Origin of the sequence: Streptomyces sp. NPDC002669 (genome assembly GCF_042889165.1) — a bacterium.
Taxonomy (GTDB): domain Bacteria; phylum Actinomycetota; class Actinomycetes; order Streptomycetales; family Streptomycetaceae; genus Streptomyces.
Genome location: NZ_JBIAQQ010000013.1, coordinates 1 through 17,807, shown reverse-complemented (window position 1 = coordinate 17,807; position 17,807 = coordinate 1). Strand labels below are relative to the sequence as shown.

Below are 17,807 nucleotides of genomic sequence, written 5' to 3'. Positions count from 1 at the left end.
TCCTTCGGTGGCGTCTTCAGAGGTGGTGGCGACGGTCGGCGACGTGGCGGTCGTACTCTTCCCGGGCTCTCACGGCCGGCGGCCGGGTGGCCGTCTCCGCGACGGGAACATCCCACCACGCCTGCGCCGGAGGGGGGCCCGACACTGTGTCTGCCGTTTCGGTCTCGACGTAGACACAAGTGGGACGGTCCGCCGCCCGCGCCTCGCGGAGGGCCTCGCGCAGATCGCGCACGCTCCTGGCGCGCAGCACCCGCATCCCGAGGGAGCCCGCGTTGGCCGCGAGATCGACGGGCAGCGGGGGGCCGGTGAACGTGCCGTCCGCGGCGCGGTGGCGGTAGGCCGTGCCGAACCGTTCGGCGCCGACCGCCTCGGAGAGCCCGCCGATGGAGGCGTAGCCGTGGTTCTGGAGGACGACCAGTTTCACCGGGAGTTCCTGCTGCACGGCGGTGACGATCTCGGTGGGGTTCATCAGGTACGTGCCGTCGCCGACCAGGGCCCAGACCGGGCGGTCGGGGGCGGCCAGCTGGACCCCGATCGCAGCCGGGATCTCGTAGCCCATGCAGGAGTAGCCGTACTCCACGTGGTACTGCCGCGGGGAGCGGGTCCGCCAGAGCTTGTGCAGGTCGCCGGGGAGCGAACCGGCCGCGTTGATCAGGACGTCGTCCTCGGTGACGAGGTCGTCGAGGAGGCCGAGGACCTGGGCCTGGGTGGGGCGGGCGTGCGGGTCGGGGGCGGTGAACGCGGCGGTGACGCGCCGCTCCCACGCCTCCTTGGCGTCGGTGTACTCGGTCTCGTAGGCGGGGTCGACGCGGTGGTTGCGTTCGGCGAGCGCGGTGGTGAGGGCTTCCAGGGCGGTACGGGCGTCGGCGACCAGCGGGAGGGCGCCGAGCTTGTGGGCGTCGAAGCCGGTGATGTTGAGGTTGAGGAAGCGGACCCCGGGGTTCGCGAAGAGGGTGGCGGAGGCGGTGGTGAAGTCGGAGTAGCGGGTGCCGATGCCGATGACCAGGTCGGCGGTGCGGGCCAGCTCGTCGGCGGTCGCGGTGCCGGTGTGGCCGATGCCGCCGACGTCGGCGGGGTGGTCGTGCCGCAGGGAGCCCTTGCCGGCCTGGGTGGAGGCGACCGGGATGCGGGTGGCGGCGGCGAACGCGGCGAGGGTGCTCTCGGCCGCGCTGTGGTGGACGCCGCCGCCCGCCACGATCAGCGGTCTGCGGGCGCCGCGCACCGCCCGTACCGCGCGGTCGAGCTCCTGCGGGTCGGGGGCGGGGCGGCGTACGTGCCAGACGCGTTCGGCGAAGAACTCCTCCGGCCAGTCGTACGCCTGGACCTGCACGTCCTGCGGCAGCGCGAGGGTGACGGCACCGGTCTGGGCCGGGTCGGTCAGGGTCCGCACCGCCTGGAGGGCGGCCGGGACCAGGGCCTCGGGGCGGGTGATCCGGTCGAAGTAACGGGAGACGGGGCGCAGGCAGTCGTTGACCGACACGTCGCCCGCGTACGGGACTTCGAGCTGCTGGAGCACCGGGTCGGCGGGCCGGGTCGCGAAGGTGTCGCCGGGCAGGAGGAGGACGGGGAGGTGGTTGACGGTGGCGAGGGCCGCGCCGGTGACGAGGTTGGTGGCGCCGGGGCCGATGGAGGTGGTGACGGCATGCGCGGAGAGCCGCCCGCACTGGCGGGCGTAGCCGACGGCGGCGTGCACCATGGCCTGTTCGTTGCGGCCCTGGAGGTAGGGCATGGCCCGGCCCGACTCGACGAGCGCCTGGCCGATGCCGGCGACGTTGCCGTGGCCGAAGATGCCCCAGGTGGCGCCGATCAGCCGCTGCCGCCGGCCGTCGCGTTCGGTGTACTGGCGGGCCAGGAAGGACACCAGGGCCTGGGCGGTGGTGAGGCGGCGGGTGCTGCTCACGGGCGTGCCTCCGTCCCGTGGAGGGGGAGTCTGGGGTCCACCGGCTGCGACGGCCAGGTGTCGCGGACCCAGCTGTGCTCGGGGTGGTCGCTGATCAGCCATTCCCGCTGCTCCCCCGGGCCCGCCATCACGTTGAGGTAGTAGAGGGTGCGGCCCGGGGAGGCGATGGACGGGCCGTGCCAGCCGTCGGGGATCAGGACCGCGTCGCCGCTGCGCACCTCGGCGAGGACGTCCGTGCCGCCGGGGCGCGACGGCGACACCCGGTGGTAGCCGAGGCCGTCGTGCTCCACCTCGAAGTAGTAGATCTCCTCCAGGACGGATTCGACGCCGGGGAGGTGCTCGTCGTGCTTGTGCGGCGGGTAGGAGGACCAGTTGCCGCCGGGGGTGAGGACCTCGACGGCGATCAGCCGGTCGCACTCGAAGGTGTCGGCGGCGGCGAAGTTGTTGACCTGGCGCGAGCAGACCCCCGAGCCGCGCAGCTCGACCGGTACCTCCGGCGCGGGGCCGTAGCGAGCGGGGAGTCGTCGCTCGCACTTCGCTCCTGCCAGGGCGAAGCGGCCTCCTGCGCCGGAGGCGATCTGTGCATGGGCGTCGCGCGGTACATAGGCGAAGTCGGTCACGCCGCTGAACACGCTTTCCCGGCCCAGCAGTTCAAAGATCTCACCTGAGGTGTGCACCGTACAGCCACCGGTCAACGGAAGGACGATCCACTCGCACTCCCCGGTGACGAGTGTGTGAACTCCGCCGGGTCCGAGTTCCAGGACGCGCAGGCCCGACCGGTCCCATCCGGCGTGCTCGGGGCGGATGTCGAGGGCGTAGGGGCCGTTCGCCGTGGTTCCGGCGCGGAGGTGGTGGCGGTGCTGTTCGTCGTCCGTCGTCATGGCCGTTCCCTACCCGTTCTCCAGCTCGTTTCCGTTCCCCCCTGATCCGGCCGGCTCCAGCAGCGAGACGGCCGTGTCGACGGCCGCGGCCACGTCCCCGCCGGCCGGGTAGAGCAGCGAACGCCCCACCACCAGCCCCTGGACGGTGGGCAGCCGCAGTGCCGTGCGCCATCTCTCGAACGCGCCGTCCAGGTCGTCGCCCACCTCCCCGCCCAGCAGGACGGCGGGCAGCGTCGACGCCTCCATCACCCGGGCCATGGCGCGGGGGTCGGCGGTGACGGGGACCTTGAGCCAGGTGTACGCGGAGGTTCCGGCCAGCCCCGACGCGATGGCGATCGAGGTGGTGACCGCCTCCGCGCCGAGGTCGTTGTGGACCCGACCCCCGCTGCGGCGGCAGAGGAACGGTTCGACGAAGACCGGCAGCCGGTGCGCGGCCATGGCGTCGATGGCGCGGGCGGTGGCGTGCATGGTGTCGAGCGAGCCGGGGTCGTCGTAGTCGATCCGGAGCAGCAGTTTGCCGCCGTCGAAGCGGAACCGGGCGAGGTCCTGGGGGCGGTGGCCGGTGAACCGGTCGTCGAGTTCGAAGGCGGCGCCCGCGAGGCCGCCGCGGTTCATCGAGCCGATGACGACCTTGTCCTCCAGCGCGCCGAGGAGCAGCAGGTCGTCGAGGATGTCGGCGGTGGCGAGCACGCCGTCGACGCCTGGGCGGGAGAGGGCGAGGCGGAGCCGTTCCAGGAGTTCGAAGCGGTTGGCCATGGCCAGTTCGCGGTCGCCGACGGCGAGGGAGCCGCGGGCCGGGTGGTCCGCCGCGATGATCATCAGCCGTCCGCGGTCGCCGATCAGGGGGCGTCTGCGGCGGCGCGCCGCGGCTTCGGCGACGGCCTCGGGGTGGTGCACGCGCAGCCGGACGAGGTCGCGGACCGAGGAGGCCGGGGGTGTCATGGGGCGGCTCCGGTGGGGCGGGGGACGACGGCGCCCTCGGCCAGGGCCGCTTCGACCTCGTACGGGAACGGCATGGCGGACGAGCAGGCGAGCCGGGAGGCGACGATGGCTCCGGCCGCGTTGGCGTACCGCATGACACGGCCGGTGTCCCAGCCCGCGAGGAGTCCGTGGCAGAGCGCCCCGCCGAAGGCGTCCCCGGCGCCGAGGCCGTTGACGACCTCGACGGGCAGCGGCGGCACGTCGGCCACCGTGCCGTCGCGGTGGACGGCGAGCACGCCCCGGGGGCCCTGTTTGACGACGGCGAGTTCGACCCCGGCGTCGATCAGGGCGCGGGCCGCCGCGTGCGGTTCGCGTTCGCCGGTCGCGATCTCGCACTCGTCGAGGTTGCCGACGGCGACGGTGGCGTGGGCGAGGGCCTCGCGGTAGCGGGCGGCGGGGACGGACCGGGGCGCGGGGGCGGGGCTTTCCGCCGCCGCTGCCCCTTCCGCCGCGTCCCCTTCCGTCCCGGCCCCTTCCGCCCCGTCCCAGAACATCGGGCGCCAGTCGAGGTCGAAGACGGTGGTGCCGGACCGGTCGCGGGCGCGCAGGGCCGCGAGGGTCGCTGCGCGGCTCGGCTCGGCGCACAGCCCGGTGCCCGTCATCCAGAAGACCCGGGCGGCGCGGATCGCCCCGAGGTCCAGCTCCCCGGGGTGGATCTCCAGGTCGGGGGCCTTGGGACGGCGATAGAAGTGGAGCGGGAAGTCGTCGGGCGGGAAGATCTCGCAGAAGGTGATCGGTGTCGGGTACGCGTCCACGGGGGTCACCCACCGGTCGTCCACCCCGAACTCCCGCAGCTGCCGGTGGAGGTACTCCCCGAAGGCGTCCCGGCCCGTGCGGGTCACCACCGCCGTCCGCCGCCCGAGCCGGGCCGCCGCGACGGCGACGTTGGTCGGCGAGCCGCCCAGGAACTTTCCGAACGTGTCGACCTCGGCCAGGGGCAACCCGGTCTGCAACGGGTAGAGATCCACTCCGATCCGGCCCATGGTGATCACGTCGTACGGCTCGGGCATGAGCATCCCTTCGACCGGCGTCCGGGGGCGGCTGACCCCAGGTCTAACCCTGCCCCGCAATCGTGTCAATACTTTGTCCGGACATACGGACGAATGATTGACACCCACCGTCCCGGCCGGAAGGCTGGGCGCCATGACGTCCTCGGCGCCCGCCCCGTCCCGCATCCGCATCGGTTCGGCACCCGACTCGTGGGGGGTGTGGTTCCCCGACGACCCCCGGCAGGTGCCCTGGCGGCGCTTCCTCGACGAGGTCTCCGCGGCGGGTTACGAGTGGATCGAGCTCGGCCCGTACGGCTACCTCCCGACCGACCCGGCCCGCCTCGCCGAGGAGACCCGCAGCCGGGGGCTCACGGTTTCGGCCGGAACGGTTTTCACCGGATTGCACCACGGACCGGGCGTCTGGGACCGGACCTGGGCGCATGTCGCCGACATCGCGGCACTCACCCGGGCGATGGGGGCCGGACATCTGGTGGTCATCCCCTCGTTCTGGCGCGACGACCGGACGGGCGAGGTCCTGGAGGACCGCGAGCTCACGGCGGAGCAGTGGCGCGACCTCACCACCCAGACGGAGCGGCTGGGCCGCGAGGTGCGGGACCGGTTCGGGCTGCGGATCGTCGTCCATCCGCACGCCGACACCCACATCGACACCGAGGAGAACGTCGGCCGCTTCCTGGACGCCACCGATCCCGACCTCGTCTCGCTCTGCCTCGACACCGGGCACTACGCCTACTGCGGCGGCGACAGCGTCCGGCTGATCGAGACCTACGGCGAACGGATCGGCTACCTGCACCTCAAGCAGGTGGATCCGCAGGTGCTGGCCCGGGTCGTGGCGGAGGAGGTGCCGTTCGGACCGGCCGTGGCCCGGGGCGTGATGTGCGAACCGCCGGGCGGGGTGCCCGCGCTGGAACCGGTGCTCGCCGCGGCCCGGAAGCTGGACGTCGACCTCTTCGCCATCGTCGAGCAGGACATGTACCCGTGCCCGCCCGACCGGCCGTTCCCCATCGCCCGCCGCACCCGGGAGTTCCTCCGCTCCTGCGGCGGGCCGGGGGGCGGCGGCGCGGCCCCGGCCGACGGCGGCTCTCCGGACACGCCGAACGATCCCAGGCAGTGACGTGGCGGCGGTGCGCGGTGTTGTCCTCGGTGGAAGCCGGTGCCCGGCCCCGGCCGGGCGCCGACGCCGTACGCCACACCACCGCACAGGGAGCAACCCGCCATGATCCGAAAGATGCCGTCGCCCCGCCGGGCGGCCGCGACCGCCCTGACCACAGCCTTTCTGTCCGCCGCCCTCCTCTCGGCGCCGGGCGCCTCGGCCGACACCGGCAACCCCGCGCCGCCGCCCGGCTCCAGCCCGGTCTGCGCCTTCTACGACGGCGACGGGCCGACCGGCCCCGGTGAGCGGGGCGAGCGCGTCTCGCAGGTCCAGTGCATGCTGGCCAACCGCCACTACCTGCCGTGGTCCGCGGTCGACGGCGCATTCGGGCCGGACACGCTCATCGCCGTGCAGCGCTTCCAGGCGGACCACCCGCCGCTCGTCCCGACCGGCCGGGTCACCCCGGCCACCTGGTCGGCGCTCTGGCACGCGGGCCCGAACCGCGTGACGCCCCTCCCCCTCCCGTAGCCCCCGCCCCGCCGCCGCGTCGCGGCGGCGGCCGTGGAGGGACCGGGGCGTCGCCGGTCAGGGACGTGACGGCCACGGTTCGATGATCGTCACCCCCGCCCCCGGCGCCGTCCCCATCGCGGCCAGTGCCGCCGGGGCCGCCTCCAGGCCGATGGTGGAGGTGACCAGCAGATCGGGGCGCAGGGTGCCGGCCAGGACCATGTCCATCATCGGCCGGTAGGCGTGCGCGGCCATGCCGTGGCTGCCGAGGATCTCCAGTTCCAGGCCGATCACCCGGGCCATGGGCACGACGGGGTCACCGGCCGCCTCGGGCAGCAGGCCGACCTGCACGTGGCGGCCCTGCCGGCGCAGGCTGCGCACCGATGCGGCGCAGGTGACCGGGGAGCCCAGCGCGTCGAGCGAGAGGTGGGCGCCGCCGCCCGTCAGTTCCCGGACCGCCTCGTCCGCCCCGCCCGGGTACCCGGACGCGTCCACGCACTCCGCCGCGCCGAACCTCCGCGCCAGCTCCAGGGCCCGCGCCGACACGTCGACGGCGACGACCCGGGCCCCGCAGGCCACCGCGATCATGACGGCGGACAGGCCGACCCCGCCGCAGCCGTGCACCGCGACCCACTCCCCCGCCGCCACCCGGCCCTGCGCCACGACCGCCCGGAACGCCGTGGCGAACCGGCATCCGAGACCGGCCGCCGTGGCGAAGGACAGCCCGTCGGGCACGGGGACCAGATTGACGTCCGCCTGCTCCAGGGCCACGTACTCGGCGAACGAGCCCCAGTGGGTGAAGCCGGGCTGGGTCTGCCGTTCGCAGACCTGCTGGGCCCCGGCCGCGCAGGCGGGGCAGCGGCCGCAGGCGCAGACGAAGGGGACGGTGACCCGGTCGCCGGGCCGCCGGTTGACGACGCCGCCGCCCACCGCCTCGACCACACCGGCGAGCTCATGACCGGGCACGTGCGGCAGGGTGACGTCCGGGTCGTGCCCCATCCAGCCGTGCCAGTCGCTGCGGCACAGCCCGGTGGCCTCGACCCGGACCACGACGCCCTGCTCGGAGGGGGTCGGGTCCGGTACCTCCCGGACCCGTGCTTCCTGCCCGAACTCCTCGAACACCACTGCTCGCACCGGTCGCCCAGCCTTTCGTCCAGCCTCGTCCGTCCACACCCCGGCCCGGTCGGCCGCGACGCGTCCCGGGGCCCCGCCCCGCCCCTCCCGCTCCGCGGCCCGCCGTCCGGACCGCCGAATCTACGCCCCGGGCTCCGGAGACGGTGCCTGTGGGGCGGACTGCTCTCCCTCCCGCAGCCGAACGGGCGTTTCCGCTTCGCCGCGCCCGTGATCGGCACATATCTCGGCGTCGCTGTGCTGCACTCGCTCCGGGACTCGATGCACGGCATCGCGATCCGGCTGGTCGGCGGGGTGACCGGGGCGGGCCCGAGCCGGACGCTCTTCGCCCAGGGCTGCATGCCGGCCCCACCGCCGAGCAGCAGCACCTGTTCACCCTCTTCCCGGTCGGCGGCCTCCTCGTGATCACGCTCGTCGCACCGGCCCGGCTGCGGTCGCCGGCACGAAGCGCCCGGGCCGCCGGACCGAATCACCGGCCAGGGCTCGCATTCATACCCCCTAGGGGTATATAGTGATGCGTGTCGGGCCGCCGGGGAGTTCCCGCAGGCGCCCGGCACCGCAACCTTCCGCGTCCGTCCAAGAGGAGAACACCATGACCGCCGAGACCCAGCTCCCCCAGGCCACCGGCTCCTGCTGCTCGTCCACCGGTTCCTGCCACGACAGCGCGGACACCGGTGCGCAGGCGGGCGCGGTGACCACCGTCTACCAGGTGTCCGGCATGACCTGCGGCCACTGCGAGGGCGCCATCTCCGAGGAGGTCTCCGGCATCGAGGGCGTCACCTCGGTGAAGGCCGTGGCCTCCACCGGCCTGGTGACCGTCGTCTCCGGGGCCCCGCTGTCCGACGACGCCGTGCGCGCCGCCGTCGACGAGGCCGGTTACGAGCTCGTCGGCCGGGCCTGAGCACCATCGGGCACCACCGACCTGTCGCATACGACCGGATCACCCCCTTTGCCGCCGGGCCGGACCCACCAGCAGATACTGGTGGGGAACGGCCCGGTCGGCATTTCAGGAGTTCGGACATGCACAGCGCAACAGCGGCCGAGACCCCGACTGCGGAGAGTTCGCGGGCCGAACTCTCGATCGGCGGGATGACCTGCGCCTCCTGCGCGGCGCGCGTCGAGAAGAAGCTCAACCGGATGGACGGCGTCACCGCCACCGTCAACTACGCCACCGAGAAGGCCCGGGTCTCCTACGGTCCGGGGACCGGCCTCGCGGATCTGATCGCCACGGTGGAGAGGACCGGTTACACGGCAGAGCCGGTGGACCGCCCCGAAGCCGCTCCCCCCGCCCCGCCCCCGGACGCCGACGCCGACACCGGCATCGGCACCGGTGCCGATGCCGGCAGCGGCACCGGCGCTCCGGAAGAAGTCGGTGCGCTGCGGCAGCGGCTGATCGTCTCGGCCGTCCTCGCCGCCCCCGTCGTCGTGCTCGCGATGGTCCCGGCCCTCCAGTTCGACCACTGGCAGTGGCTCTCGCTCACCCTCGCCGCCCCCGTGGTGGTCTGGGGCGGGCTGCCCTTCCACCGGGCCGCCTGGGTCAATCTCCGGCACGGCGCGGCCACCATGGACACCCTGGTCTCGATCGGCACCCTCGCCGCCTTCGGCTGGTCGCTGTGGGCGCTGTTCCTCGGGGACGCGGGCATGCCCGGGATGCGGCACGGCTTCGACCTCACCGTCTCGCGCACCGGGGGCGCCTCCACCATCTACCTGGAGGTGGCCGCCGGCGTCATCACCTTCATCCTGCTGGGCCGCTACCTGGAGGCGAGGTCCAAACGGAAGGCGGGTTCCGCCCTGCGCGCGCTGATGCACCTGGGCGCCAAGGACGTCGCCGTGCTGCGGAACGGCGCGGAGGTGCGCGTCCCCGTCGGCCGGCTCTCCGTCGGCGACCGGTTCGTCGTCCGCCCCGGCGAGAAGATCGCCACCGACGGCACCGTCGTCGAGGGCGCCTCGGCCGTGGACACCGCCATGCTCACCGGTGAGTCCGTGCCCGTGGACGTGGGCGTCGGGGACTCCGTCACCGGGGCCACCGTGAACACCTCCGGCCGGCTCGTCGTGGAGGCCACCCGGGTCGGCGCCGACACCCAGCTGGCCCGGATGGCCAAGCTCGTCGAGGACGCCCAGAACGGCAAGGCCGCCGCCCAGCGCCTGGCCGACCGGATCTCCGCCGTCTTCGTCCCCGTGGTGCTGCTGATCGCGCTGGCCACGCTGGCCGGATGGCTGCTCGCCACGGACGACGTGACCGCCGCGTTCACCGCGGCCGTGGCCGTACTGATCATCGCCTGCCCCTGCGCCCTGGGCCTGGCCACCCCCACCGCCCTCATGGTCGGCACCGGCCGCGGCGCCCAGCTCGGCATCCTCATCAAGGGCCCCGAGGTCCTGGAGACCACCCGCCGCGTCGACACCATCGTCCTCGACAAGACCGGCACCGTCACCACCGGCCGCATGACCCTCCTCACCGTCCACACCACCGACACCACCACCGAGAACGACGTCCTGCGCCTCGCCGGCGCCCTGGAACACGCCTCCGAACACCCCATCGCCCAGGCCGTCGCCGCCGGAGCCGCCGAACGCACCGGCACCACCCTCCCCACCCCCGAGGACTTCGCCAACATCGCCGGACTCGGCGTCCAGGGCATCGTCGAGGGCCACGCCGTCCTCGTCGGCCGCGAACAGCTCCTCGCCGAGTCCGGCATCGCCCTCCCCAGCACGTTGTCCGATGCCGTCGCGGACGCGGCGACCGAAGGACGTACGTCAATCGTGGTCGCCTGGGACGGACGGGTGCGTGGTGTCCTCACCGTGGCCGACCGGGTCAAGGAATCCAGTGCGCGGGCCGTCGCGGAACTCCGCGCCCTGGGCCTCCACCCCGTCCTGCTGACCGGCGACAATCGCGCCGTGGCCGAGGCGGTCGCGGCCGAGGTCGGCATCGACGAGGTGTACGCGGAGGTGCTCCCCGAGGAGAAGGTGCACGTCATCGAGCGGATCCGGGCCGAGGGGCGTTCGGTCGCCATGGTCGGCGACGGGGTCAACGACGCCGCCGCGCTCGCCACCGCGGACCTCGGTCTGGCGATGGGCACCGGCACGGACGCCGCGATCGAGGCGAGCGATCTCACGCTGGTTCGTGGAGATCTCAAGGTGGCCGCCGACGCGATCCGGCTCTCCCGACGCACCCTGAGCACGATCAGAGGCAACCTTTTCTGGGCATTCGGCTACAACGTCGTTGCCCTACCCCTTGCGGCGTTTGGCCTGCTCAATCCTATGATTGCCGGAGCGGCGATGGCGCTCTCATCGGTCTTCGTCGTGACGAACAGCCTGCGGTTGCGCGCCTTCACCTAATTTCCACAAAGAGATCCAGATCACATGGATTTCGGGGTAACCATCCGGCGGGTTCGTGAGTCTAAGAGTGCGATGCCAAGGATGTCTTGGGGGACGTCCGCGGAGTGTCTTGGGGGACGCTCCGGGCAAGCGTTGGCCGGGGCACGTGCACCGGGGAGCTTTGAGCGGCCCTCCCGTGCGTACGTACCCCGGCAGATCGCACGAGCGGTACGGCACCACACGCAGTACAGCGGTACCCGCAGTACAAGTGAAGACGACGCAGTTCGCTGCGGTCGAGGAGCACCCAGGAGCTTCGGCTCCCGCACACGCCCGGCCGGATCCCGTGGGGGGAATCCGCTCCGGGACATGGGAAGCGCCTCGCTGTCGGCCCGTGGGGGGATCGATGGCGAGGCGCTTCTCTCTGTTCGGCGCGGTGTTCCGCCGGGAACGCGGATCGCCCCGAACACCGCGCTCTGTGCGAAAGCGCGGTACGCGGGGCGAAGTCGACCGACCGCCGTGACGGCCGGGGTTCGTGCGGGGGGTGTGCCGGACTCAGCGGCTCTCGACCGGGACGAAGTCGCGCAGGACCTCGCCGGTGTAGATCTGGCGCGGGCGGCCGATGCGGGAACCCGGCTCCTTGATCATCTCGTGCCACTGGGCGATCCAGCCGGGCAGCCGGCCGATCGCGAAGAGCACGGTGAACATCTCGGTCGGGAAGCCCATGGCCCGGTAGATGAGACCCGTGTAGAAGTCCACGTTCGGGTAGAGGTTGCGCGAGACGAAGTACTCGTCGGAGAGCGCGTGCTCCTCCAGCTTCAGCGCGATGTCCAGCAGCTCGTCGGACTTGCCGAGGGCGGACAGCACGTCGTGGGCCGCGGCCTTGATGATCTTGGCGCGCGGGTCGAAGGACTTGTACACCCGGTGGCCGAAGCCCATCAGGCGGACGCCGTCCTCCTTGTTCTTCACCTTGCGGATGAAGGAGTCGACGTCGCCGCCGTTGGCCTGGATGCCTTCGAGCATCTCCAGCACCGACTGGTTGGCGCCACCGTGCAGCGGGCCCCACAGCGCCGAGATGCCGGCGGAGATCGAGGCGAACATGTTCGCCTGCGAGGAGCCGACCAGACGCACGGTGGAGGTCGAACAGTTCTGCTCGTGGTCCGCGTGCAGGATGAGCAGCTTGTCGAGCGCGGAGACGACGACCGGGTCCAGGTCGTACTCCTGGGCGGGGACCGAGAAGGTCATGCGCAGGAAGTTCTCGACGTACCCGAGGTCGTTGCGCGGGTAGACGAAGGGGTGGCCGATCGACTTCTTGTAGGCGTACGCGGCGATCGTCGGCAGCTTGGCCAGCAGCCGGATCGTCGAGAGGTGGCGCTGCTCCTCGTCGAACGGGTTGTGGCTGTCCTGGTAGAACGTGGACAGCGCGCTGACGACCGAGGACAGCATGGCCATCGGGTGGGCGTCGCGCGGGAAGCCGTCGAAGAAGCGCTTGACGTCCTCGTGCAGCAGCGTGTGCTGGGTGATCTCGTTCTTGAAGGCCGACAGCTCGTCGACCTTGGGAAGCTCACCGTTGATGAGCGTGTACGCGACCTCCAGGAACGTCGAGCGCTCGGCGAGCTGCTCGATGGGGTAGCCGCGGTAGCGGAGAATGCCCTGCTCACCGTCGAGGTAGGTGATGGCGGATTTATAGGCTGCGGTGTTGCCGTATCCGCTGTCCAGCGTCACCAGGCCGGTATTGGACCGGAGCTTCCCGATGTCGAAGCCCTTGTCGCCGACGGTGCTGTCGATCACCGGGTAGGTGTACTCGCCGTCGCCGTACCGCAGTACTACAGAGTTGTCGCTCACGTCATCCCTCACCGACGTAGTGCCTCTTCTTCGAGGTTCCCTGACTGTCTCCACCCTCCCCCATTTGGCTCAGGAGAGTGCACTCGGGGTCGTCCATTGGACCTACTCGCGGCACTGAGTGCCGCGAGCCTACTCATCCTGCCCCCTCGGTTCCGGTTCCGGAAGGGCCGCGTGATGTTTCCCACCGATTTGATCGATCATTTTTTCCGTCGATCCTCCGCCCGGGGCCCCCGACAGCCGATAATCCAGCGCCGTACAACGCCTGCCCGCGGAAACCGTGCGGACCGCCTGACCGATCGCCTGCCGGGAGCCGACCAGTACGACAAGCTTTTTGGCCCTGGTCACGGCGGTGTACAGCAGGTTCCGCTGGAGCATCATCCAGGCACTCTTGGTGACGGGGATGACGACCGCCGGGTACTCGCTGCCCTGGGAGCGGTGGATCGTCATCGCGTACGCGTGGGCCAGCTCGTCCAGCTCGTCGAAGTCGTAGCCGATCTCCTCGTCCTCGTCGGTGAGCACGGTCAGCTTCTGTTCGTCCAGGTCGAGGGCGGTGACGACGCCGACCGTGCCGTTGAAGACGCCGTTCTCCCCCTTGTCGTAGTTGTTGCGGATCTGGGTGACCTTGTCGCCGACCCGGAAGACCCGGCCGCCGAACCGCTTCTCGGGGAGGTCTGGGCGGCCCGGGGTGATGGCCTGCTGGAGGAGCCCGTTGAGCGTGCCCGCCCCGGCCGGGCCGCGGTGCATCGGGGCGAGGACCTGGACGTCCCGGCGCGCGTCCAGCCCGAACTTGGCCGGAATGCGGCGGGCCGCGACGTCCACCGCGAGCACCCCGGCATCCTCCGTCTCGTCCTCCACGAAGAGGAAGAAGTCCTTGAGGCCCTGGGTGAGGGGCGGGATCCCGGAGTTGATCCGGTGTGCGTTGGTGACGACGCCGGACTGCTGGGCCTGGCGGAAGATCGTGGTGAGCCGGACGGCGGGTACGGGGCTGCCGGCGGCGAGCAGATCGCGCAGCACCTCCCCCGCGCCGACCGACGGCAGCTGGTCGACGTCGCCGACGAGCAGCAGATGGGCGCCGGGGGCCACCGCCTTCAGCAGCTTGTTGGCGAGCAGCAGGTCCAGCATCGACGCCTCGTCGACGACGACCAGATCGGCGTCCAGCGGGCGTTCCCGGTCGTACGCGGCGTCGCCGCCCGGTTTCAGTTCGAGCAGCCGGTGCACGGTGGACGCCTCGGCGCCGGTCAGCTCGGACAGCCGCTTGGCCGCCCGCCCGGTCGGCGCGGCCAGCACCACCTTGGCCTTCTTGGCCCGCGCCAGCTCCACGATCGACCGGACGGTGAACGACTTCCCACAGCCGGGGCCACCGGTCAGGACGGCGACCTTCCGGGTGAGCGCGAGCCGGACCGCCGCCTCCTGCTCGGGCGCCAGATCCGCCCCCGTGCGCGTCGCGAGCCAGGCCAGCGCCTTGTCCCAGTCCACGTCCGCGAAGGCCGGCAGCCGCTCCTCGGGGGTCCGCAGCAGCCGCTGCACCTGGGCGGCGAGGGCGATCTCGGCGCGGTGGAAAGGCACCAGGTAGACGGCGGTGACCGGCTCGCCGCCCTCGGGCGACGGCACCTTCTCCCGTACGACGCCCTCCGGATCCTCGGCCAGTTCGGCGAGGCAGTCGATGACCAGGCCCGTGTCGACCTGGAGCAGCTTCACCCCGTCCGCGATCAGCCGCTCCTCGGGGAGGAAGCAGTGCCCCTGGTCGGTGGACTGCGACAGCGCGTACTGGAGACCGGCCTTGACCCGCTCCGGGCTGTCGTGCGGGATGCCGACGGCCTGGGCGATCTTGTCGGCGGTGAGGAAGCCGATGCCCCAGACGTCGGCGGCCAGCCGGTAGGGCTGGTTCTTCACGACGGAGATCGACGCGTCCTCGTACTTCTTGTAGATGCGGACGGCGATGGAGGTGGAGACCCCGACCCCCTGGAGGAAGACCATCACCTCCTTGATCGCCTTCTGTTCCTCCCAGGCGGCGGCGATCATCTTCGTCCGCTTGGGCCCGAGGCCGGGGACCTCGATCAGCCGCTTCGGCTCCTGCTCGATGACGTCGAGGGTGTCGACCCCGAAGTGGGTGGTGATCCGGTCCGCCATGACCGGACCGATGCCCTTGATCAGGCCGGAGCCGAGGTAGCGGCGGATGCCCTGGATGGTGGCGGGCAGCACGGTCGTGTAGTTCTCCACCGTGAACTGCTTGCCGTACTGCGAGTGCGAGCTCCAGCGCCCCTCCATCCGCAGCGACTCGCCGACCTGGGCGCCCAGCAGCGAACCGACCACGGTCAGCAGATCGCCCGCGCCCCGGCCCGTGTCGACGCGGGCGACGGTGTATCCGTTCTCCTCGTTGGCGTACGTGATGCGTTCGAGCACACCTTCGAGGACGGCCATGTTGGACATGTCCCGACGGTATCGGGTCCCACCGACAGCGCTTCCCCGGTCCCGGAGCCCTCCGTTCCGCGAAGAACCGCGAAGAACCGCGAAGCGCCGTGAGGCGTCGGGAGGGTTGGGACGGGCCGGGAAGGGGCACTGAGTGCCGTTGTGCGTGCCGGACCCGGCCAAAACGCACGAGGGGCTCCGACGGAGGGGGAAGTCTTGAAGTACTCGGACGGACTGGGCGTGGAGGTCACCGTCCACATCGAGGCGGCCGTGCCGCGGGTCTGGGAACTGGTGTCGGACATCGGCCTGCCCGCCCGGCTCAGCCCGGAGCTGCAGAGCGTGGCGTGGCTCGACGGGGCGGCCCGGCCCGTGGTGGGTGCGCGCTTCGAGGGGTTCAACCGCCATCCGATGATCGGTGAGTGGCGGACCGTCTCCCATGTGATCGAGGCGGACGAGCAGCGGGCGTTCGGCTGGGCCGTCACGGACGCGGACGGGCGGTACGGCGAGGCCACGCTGGACCCGGCGCGGTGCATGGCGTCCTGGCACTACGAGATCACGGCCGAGGGCTCCGGCACCCGGCTGCGGCAGACCGCCAGGATCGGGCCGGGCCGCAGCGGGCTCCTCGTGGCCATCGAGAACCGGCCTGACCGGGAGCACCAGATCATCGAGTTCCGGCTGAAGGAGCTGCGCGCGGGGATGGAGGCCACCCTCCACGGCATCAAGGAACTCGCCGAGGAGGACGGCGGCCGGAGCGACTGACGAGCGGGGTGTCACGGGAGCACCGGCGGAAGCCGGGCTCCCGTGCGGTCCCGCCCGTCTCAGTGCGGCTTCACGTACTCCACCTTCACCACGTCCGGCACCCCGGGCAGTTCCTTCCGGCCGGTCAGGAGCGCCTGCTGCGAGGTGTCGCCCAGGAGGTACCGGCGGAAGAAGGCGACGGTGTAGCCGGTGGCGATCCGGCGCTGGGTGGCCTCGTCGAGTCCCGGGTGCTGCTGGTTCCCGCCGTCCTGCGAGACGCACCGCCCGCGCCGCTCGCCGGGGATCGCGTCGTTCGCGCCGGCCACCTGGCCGCTGCCGGGGGACCACTGGGTGTTGAAGTAGTTGTGGTTGCCGCCGGTGAGGGTGATGCCGTGCAGGGGCGCCTTGTTCCCGCCCTTGTTCCACTTCACGTACTCACCGGTGTTGACCTGGTCGCAGGTGCCCCACAGCACGGCCAGCGGGACCTTGGTGACCGGTTCGTTCTCCCACGTGGCGGTGGGCGCGAGACCGAGCGCCGCCCTGATCCGCACCCCGGTGGGCCAGTCGCCGTGCCGCGCGTCGGAGACCTGCTGCATCACGCCCCCGCCGCCCATGGAGTGGCCGAGGGTGCCGACGTTCCGCAGGTCCAGCCGCCCGGCGAAGGCGGCGCCGACGGGCCGGCCGGTGCCCGGGTCCTCGATCCCGCCCTTCAGGGGGCCCTCGCCCGCGTCGAGCCGGCGCCACAGGTTCAAGTGCTCGTTGATGAGGGCGGCCCGCGCCCGGTACACCGAGTCCGCCTGACCGGCGCTGGTCGAGTTGATCCCGTTGGCCCCCATGGAGACCACCACGAAGCCCTGCCGGGCCAGGCGCTCGGCCAGGTAGTCGTAGCCGGAACTGCTCGGCAGCGCCGGGATTCCCGCCCCGCACGGCCAGGCCCACAGCCGGTCGCTCATCCTGTCGATGATCTTCTGCTGCGCGGCCGCCCGGGCCTCGTCGCCCACCTTCTCGGCCAGGGCCAGTGCCCTCTCCGCCTTCACCAGCGCGTTCTGTGCGCCGCGGTCCGCGCAGGTGGCCCACTGCCCGTGCTGCATGACGATCAGCGGATGCCTGCCCCGCACCGGCCCGTCGGAGCCCGGCGCGACGGGGTAGTGGACCACCCCGGCGATCTCGCTCCTCCCCTCGTACGGCGCTCCGGGGGTGAAGGCTTGGTCGCCCAGGTCGTAGACCGCCCGCCCCACCGGGAACAGCCCCTTCGCCGGAGCGGGCTCCGGCGCGGGCTCGCCGCCCGCGGCCAGGGCGGGGACCAGCACCATGAGCACGGCCGCGGCGACGCCCGCGACGAGAGCCTCCGTACGGGTACGGCCGCCGAAGGCCCTGCCGCTGTGTTTTCCCACCGCCATGCGCGGTCCTGCCTCTCGGGTCGCCTCGGACGCTCGTGCCCGACCGCGACCGGACCGCTCTGTTCCACGTTCCACGCGTCGCGGCGGGACGCGCCCCACACTGGTCCGTACTTGTCAGGAACCTGTGAGCACGGCGTAGGGATGTCGTCTGCCCGCGGCCCGGTTGTCGTCCGTGGCGGGTGATCTCGCGGACGGTACGGACAATCCGCTCCGCGTCCTCCTCACGACTGACAGCGATTCAACTTCCGGTGGGGCCGGTCTGCTTCGTCACACCTCCGGCCCCGATCCCGTTTTTGATTGCACCGGCCACACCGAGTTGATAGGCATGGCGACACATGTGTTCACACAGCTTGGCAGGGGGGCCGACATGAAGTTCGACATGGGGGCGCAGGTTCTGACGACTCTGTCGTCGAAGTCTCGCGGATCGAGTGACGATCTGGGGACGCTGATCCGTCAGCTGCTTCAGGCGGCGGCCCCGCTGGAGGGGAAGTTCCACGGTTCGGGGCGGGTCGCGTTCGACTCGTTCAAGAACCGGTCGGACGAGATCACGGCGGCGCTGAACGGTTCGCTGGCGGCTCTCCTGGGCGGTCAGTCCGGGATGGAGTC

15 protein-coding genes are annotated in these 17,807 nt (G+C 71.9%); 7 read left to right on the top strand and 8 right to left on the bottom strand.

The annotated features are described in order from the left end of the window. Nucleotides 1-16: 16 nt before the first annotated feature. From iolD to iolC, 4 genes are read right to left on the bottom strand one after another with little or no spacing between them, the layout of a single operon-like run. Nucleotides 17-1,900, bottom strand: coding sequence for a 3D-(3,5/4)-trihydroxycyclohexane-1,2-dione acylhydrolase (decyclizing) (gene iolD / locus ACFYW1_RS20325; RefSeq protein ID WP_388994640.1), 1,884 nt, complete (start codon nucleotides 1,898-1,900; stop codon nucleotides 17-19). After that, nucleotides 1,897-2,781 (bottom strand): 5-deoxy-glucuronate isomerase, encoded by an 885-nt coding sequence (gene iolB, locus ACFYW1_RS20320; protein ID WP_388994637.1) that lies wholly within the window; start codon nucleotides 2,779-2,781, stop codon nucleotides 1,897-1,899. Before iolB ends, iolD begins: the two co-directional genes overlap by 4 nt. Nucleotides 2,782-2,790: 9 nt before the next feature. Next, nucleotides 2,791-3,723: a deoxyribose-phosphate aldolase gene (locus tag ACFYW1_RS20315; protein WP_388994634.1), complete on the bottom strand. Its 933-nt coding sequence runs from the start codon at nucleotides 3,721-3,723 to the stop codon at nucleotides 2,791-2,793. Next, nucleotides 3,720-4,772, bottom strand: coding sequence for a 5-dehydro-2-deoxygluconokinase (gene iolC / locus ACFYW1_RS20310; RefSeq protein ID WP_388994631.1), 1,053 nt, complete (start codon nucleotides 4,770-4,772; stop codon nucleotides 3,720-3,722). Before iolC ends, ACFYW1_RS20315 begins: the two co-directional genes overlap by 4 nt. 133 nt (nucleotides 4,773-4,905) lie before the next feature. On the opposite strand from iolC, the gene ACFYW1_RS20305 reads away from it, so the two are divergent. Both ACFYW1_RS20305 and ACFYW1_RS20300 read left to right on the top strand, forming a co-directional pair. After that, nucleotides 4,906-5,883 (top strand): sugar phosphate isomerase/epimerase family protein, encoded by a 978-nt coding sequence (locus ACFYW1_RS20305; RefSeq protein WP_388994628.1) that lies wholly within the window; start codon nucleotides 4,906-4,908, stop codon nucleotides 5,881-5,883. A 102-nt stretch (nucleotides 5,884-5,985) separates the two neighbouring features. Beyond that, nucleotides 5,986-6,390 carry a peptidoglycan-binding protein gene (locus ACFYW1_RS20300; protein WP_388994625.1) on the top strand — a complete coding sequence of 135 codons (405 nt, stop codon included), beginning with the start codon at nucleotides 5,986-5,988 and terminating at the stop codon, nucleotides 6,388-6,390. Nucleotides 6,391-6,447: 57 nt separating this feature from the next. On the opposite strand, the gene ACFYW1_RS20295 is transcribed toward ACFYW1_RS20300, so the two are convergent. Further along, the gene (locus ACFYW1_RS20295) at nucleotides 6,448-7,503 is read right to left on the bottom strand and encodes a zinc-dependent alcohol dehydrogenase family protein (RefSeq protein ID WP_388994622.1); all 1,056 of its coding nucleotides are present in this window, start codon (nucleotides 7,501-7,503) and stop codon (nucleotides 6,448-6,450) included. Nucleotides 7,504-7,710: 207 nt separating this feature from the next. Between ACFYW1_RS20295 and ACFYW1_RS20290 the strand changes: the two genes are divergently transcribed. The 3 genes from ACFYW1_RS20290 to ACFYW1_RS20280 all read left to right on the top strand — a co-directional run bounded on the left by ACFYW1_RS20290 (nucleotide 7,711) and on the right by ACFYW1_RS20280 (nucleotide 10,833). Next, nucleotides 7,711-7,905, top strand: a complete 195-nt coding sequence (locus ACFYW1_RS20290; protein ID WP_388994619.1) for a hypothetical protein — start codon at nucleotides 7,711-7,713, stop codon at nucleotides 7,903-7,905. A gap of 187 nt (nucleotides 7,906-8,092) precedes the next feature. After that, on the top strand, nucleotides 8,093-8,401 hold the full coding sequence (locus tag ACFYW1_RS20285) for a heavy-metal-associated domain-containing protein (RefSeq protein WP_356931510.1): 309 nt from the start codon (nucleotides 8,093-8,095) through the stop codon (nucleotides 8,399-8,401). 119 nt (nucleotides 8,402-8,520) lie between these two features. Beyond that, complete coding sequence (locus ACFYW1_RS20280; RefSeq protein WP_388994615.1) at nucleotides 8,521-10,833, top strand: heavy metal translocating P-type ATPase; 2,313 nt, start codon at nucleotides 8,521-8,523, stop codon at nucleotides 10,831-10,833. A gap of 531 nt (nucleotides 10,834-11,364) precedes the next feature. On the opposite strand, the gene ACFYW1_RS20275 is transcribed toward ACFYW1_RS20280, so the two are convergent. Together ACFYW1_RS20275 and ACFYW1_RS20270 are read right to left on the bottom strand one after the other, a co-directional pair. Continuing rightward, nucleotides 11,365-12,654, bottom strand: coding sequence for a citrate synthase (locus ACFYW1_RS20275; RefSeq protein WP_388994612.1), 1,290 nt, complete (start codon nucleotides 12,652-12,654; stop codon nucleotides 11,365-11,367). 129 nt (nucleotides 12,655-12,783) lie between these two features. Next, a complete protein-coding gene (locus ACFYW1_RS20270) occupies nucleotides 12,784-15,084 on the bottom strand; it encodes an ATP-dependent RecD-like DNA helicase (RefSeq protein ID WP_388994609.1) in 2,301 nt (766 codons plus the stop codon). A 195-nt stretch (nucleotides 15,085-15,279) separates the two neighbouring features. On the opposite strand from ACFYW1_RS20270, the gene ACFYW1_RS20265 reads away from it, so the two are divergent. Continuing rightward, the gene (locus tag ACFYW1_RS20265; protein WP_388994606.1) at nucleotides 15,280-15,822 is read left to right on the top strand and encodes an SRPBCC family protein; all 543 of its coding nucleotides are present in this window, start codon (nucleotides 15,280-15,282) and stop codon (nucleotides 15,820-15,822) included. Between the two features lie 59 nt (nucleotides 15,823-15,881). Here ACFYW1_RS20265 and ACFYW1_RS20260 read toward each other — a convergent pair whose 3' ends face one another. Beyond that, entirely contained in the window at nucleotides 15,882-17,201 is a 1,320-nt protein-coding gene (locus ACFYW1_RS20260; RefSeq protein WP_388994603.1) for an alpha/beta hydrolase family protein, read from the bottom strand. Between the two features lie 367 nt (nucleotides 17,202-17,568). Here ACFYW1_RS20260 and ACFYW1_RS20255 point away from each other — a divergent pair. Then, the coding region (locus tag ACFYW1_RS20255; protein WP_388995075.1) for a hypothetical protein at nucleotides 17,569-17,807 on the top strand (239 nt) is incomplete at its 3' end.

Coding starts and splice junctions, on each gene's coding strand:
- iolC (WP_388994631.1), bottom strand. CDS start 4,772: ATGCCCGAGCCGTACGACGTGATCACCATGGGCCGGATCGGAGTGGAT.
- ACFYW1_RS20280 (WP_388994615.1), top strand. CDS start 8,521: ATGCACAGCGCAACAGCGGCCGAGACCCCGACTGCGGAGAGTTCGCGG.
- ACFYW1_RS20270 (WP_388994609.1), bottom strand. CDS start 15,084: ATGTCCAACATGGCCGTCCTCGAAGGTGTGCTCGAACGCATCACGTAC.
- ACFYW1_RS20300 (WP_388994625.1), top strand. CDS start 5,986: ATGATCCGAAAGATGCCGTCGCCCCGCCGGGCGGCCGCGACCGCCCTG.
- ACFYW1_RS20305 (WP_388994628.1), top strand. CDS start 4,906: ATGACGTCCTCGGCGCCCGCCCCGTCCCGCATCCGCATCGGTTCGGCA.
- iolB (WP_388994637.1), bottom strand. CDS start 2,781: ATGACGACGGACGACGAACAGCACCGCCACCACCTCCGCGCCGGAACC.
- ACFYW1_RS20285 (WP_356931510.1), top strand. CDS start 8,093: ATGACCGCCGAGACCCAGCTCCCCCAGGCCACCGGCTCCTGCTGCTCG.
- ACFYW1_RS20260 (WP_388994603.1), bottom strand. CDS start 17,201: ATGGCGGTGGGAAAACACAGCGGCAGGGCCTTCGGCGGCCGTACCCGT.
- ACFYW1_RS20315 (WP_388994634.1), bottom strand. CDS start 3,723: ATGACACCCCCGGCCTCCTCGGTCCGCGACCTCGTCCGGCTGCGCGTG.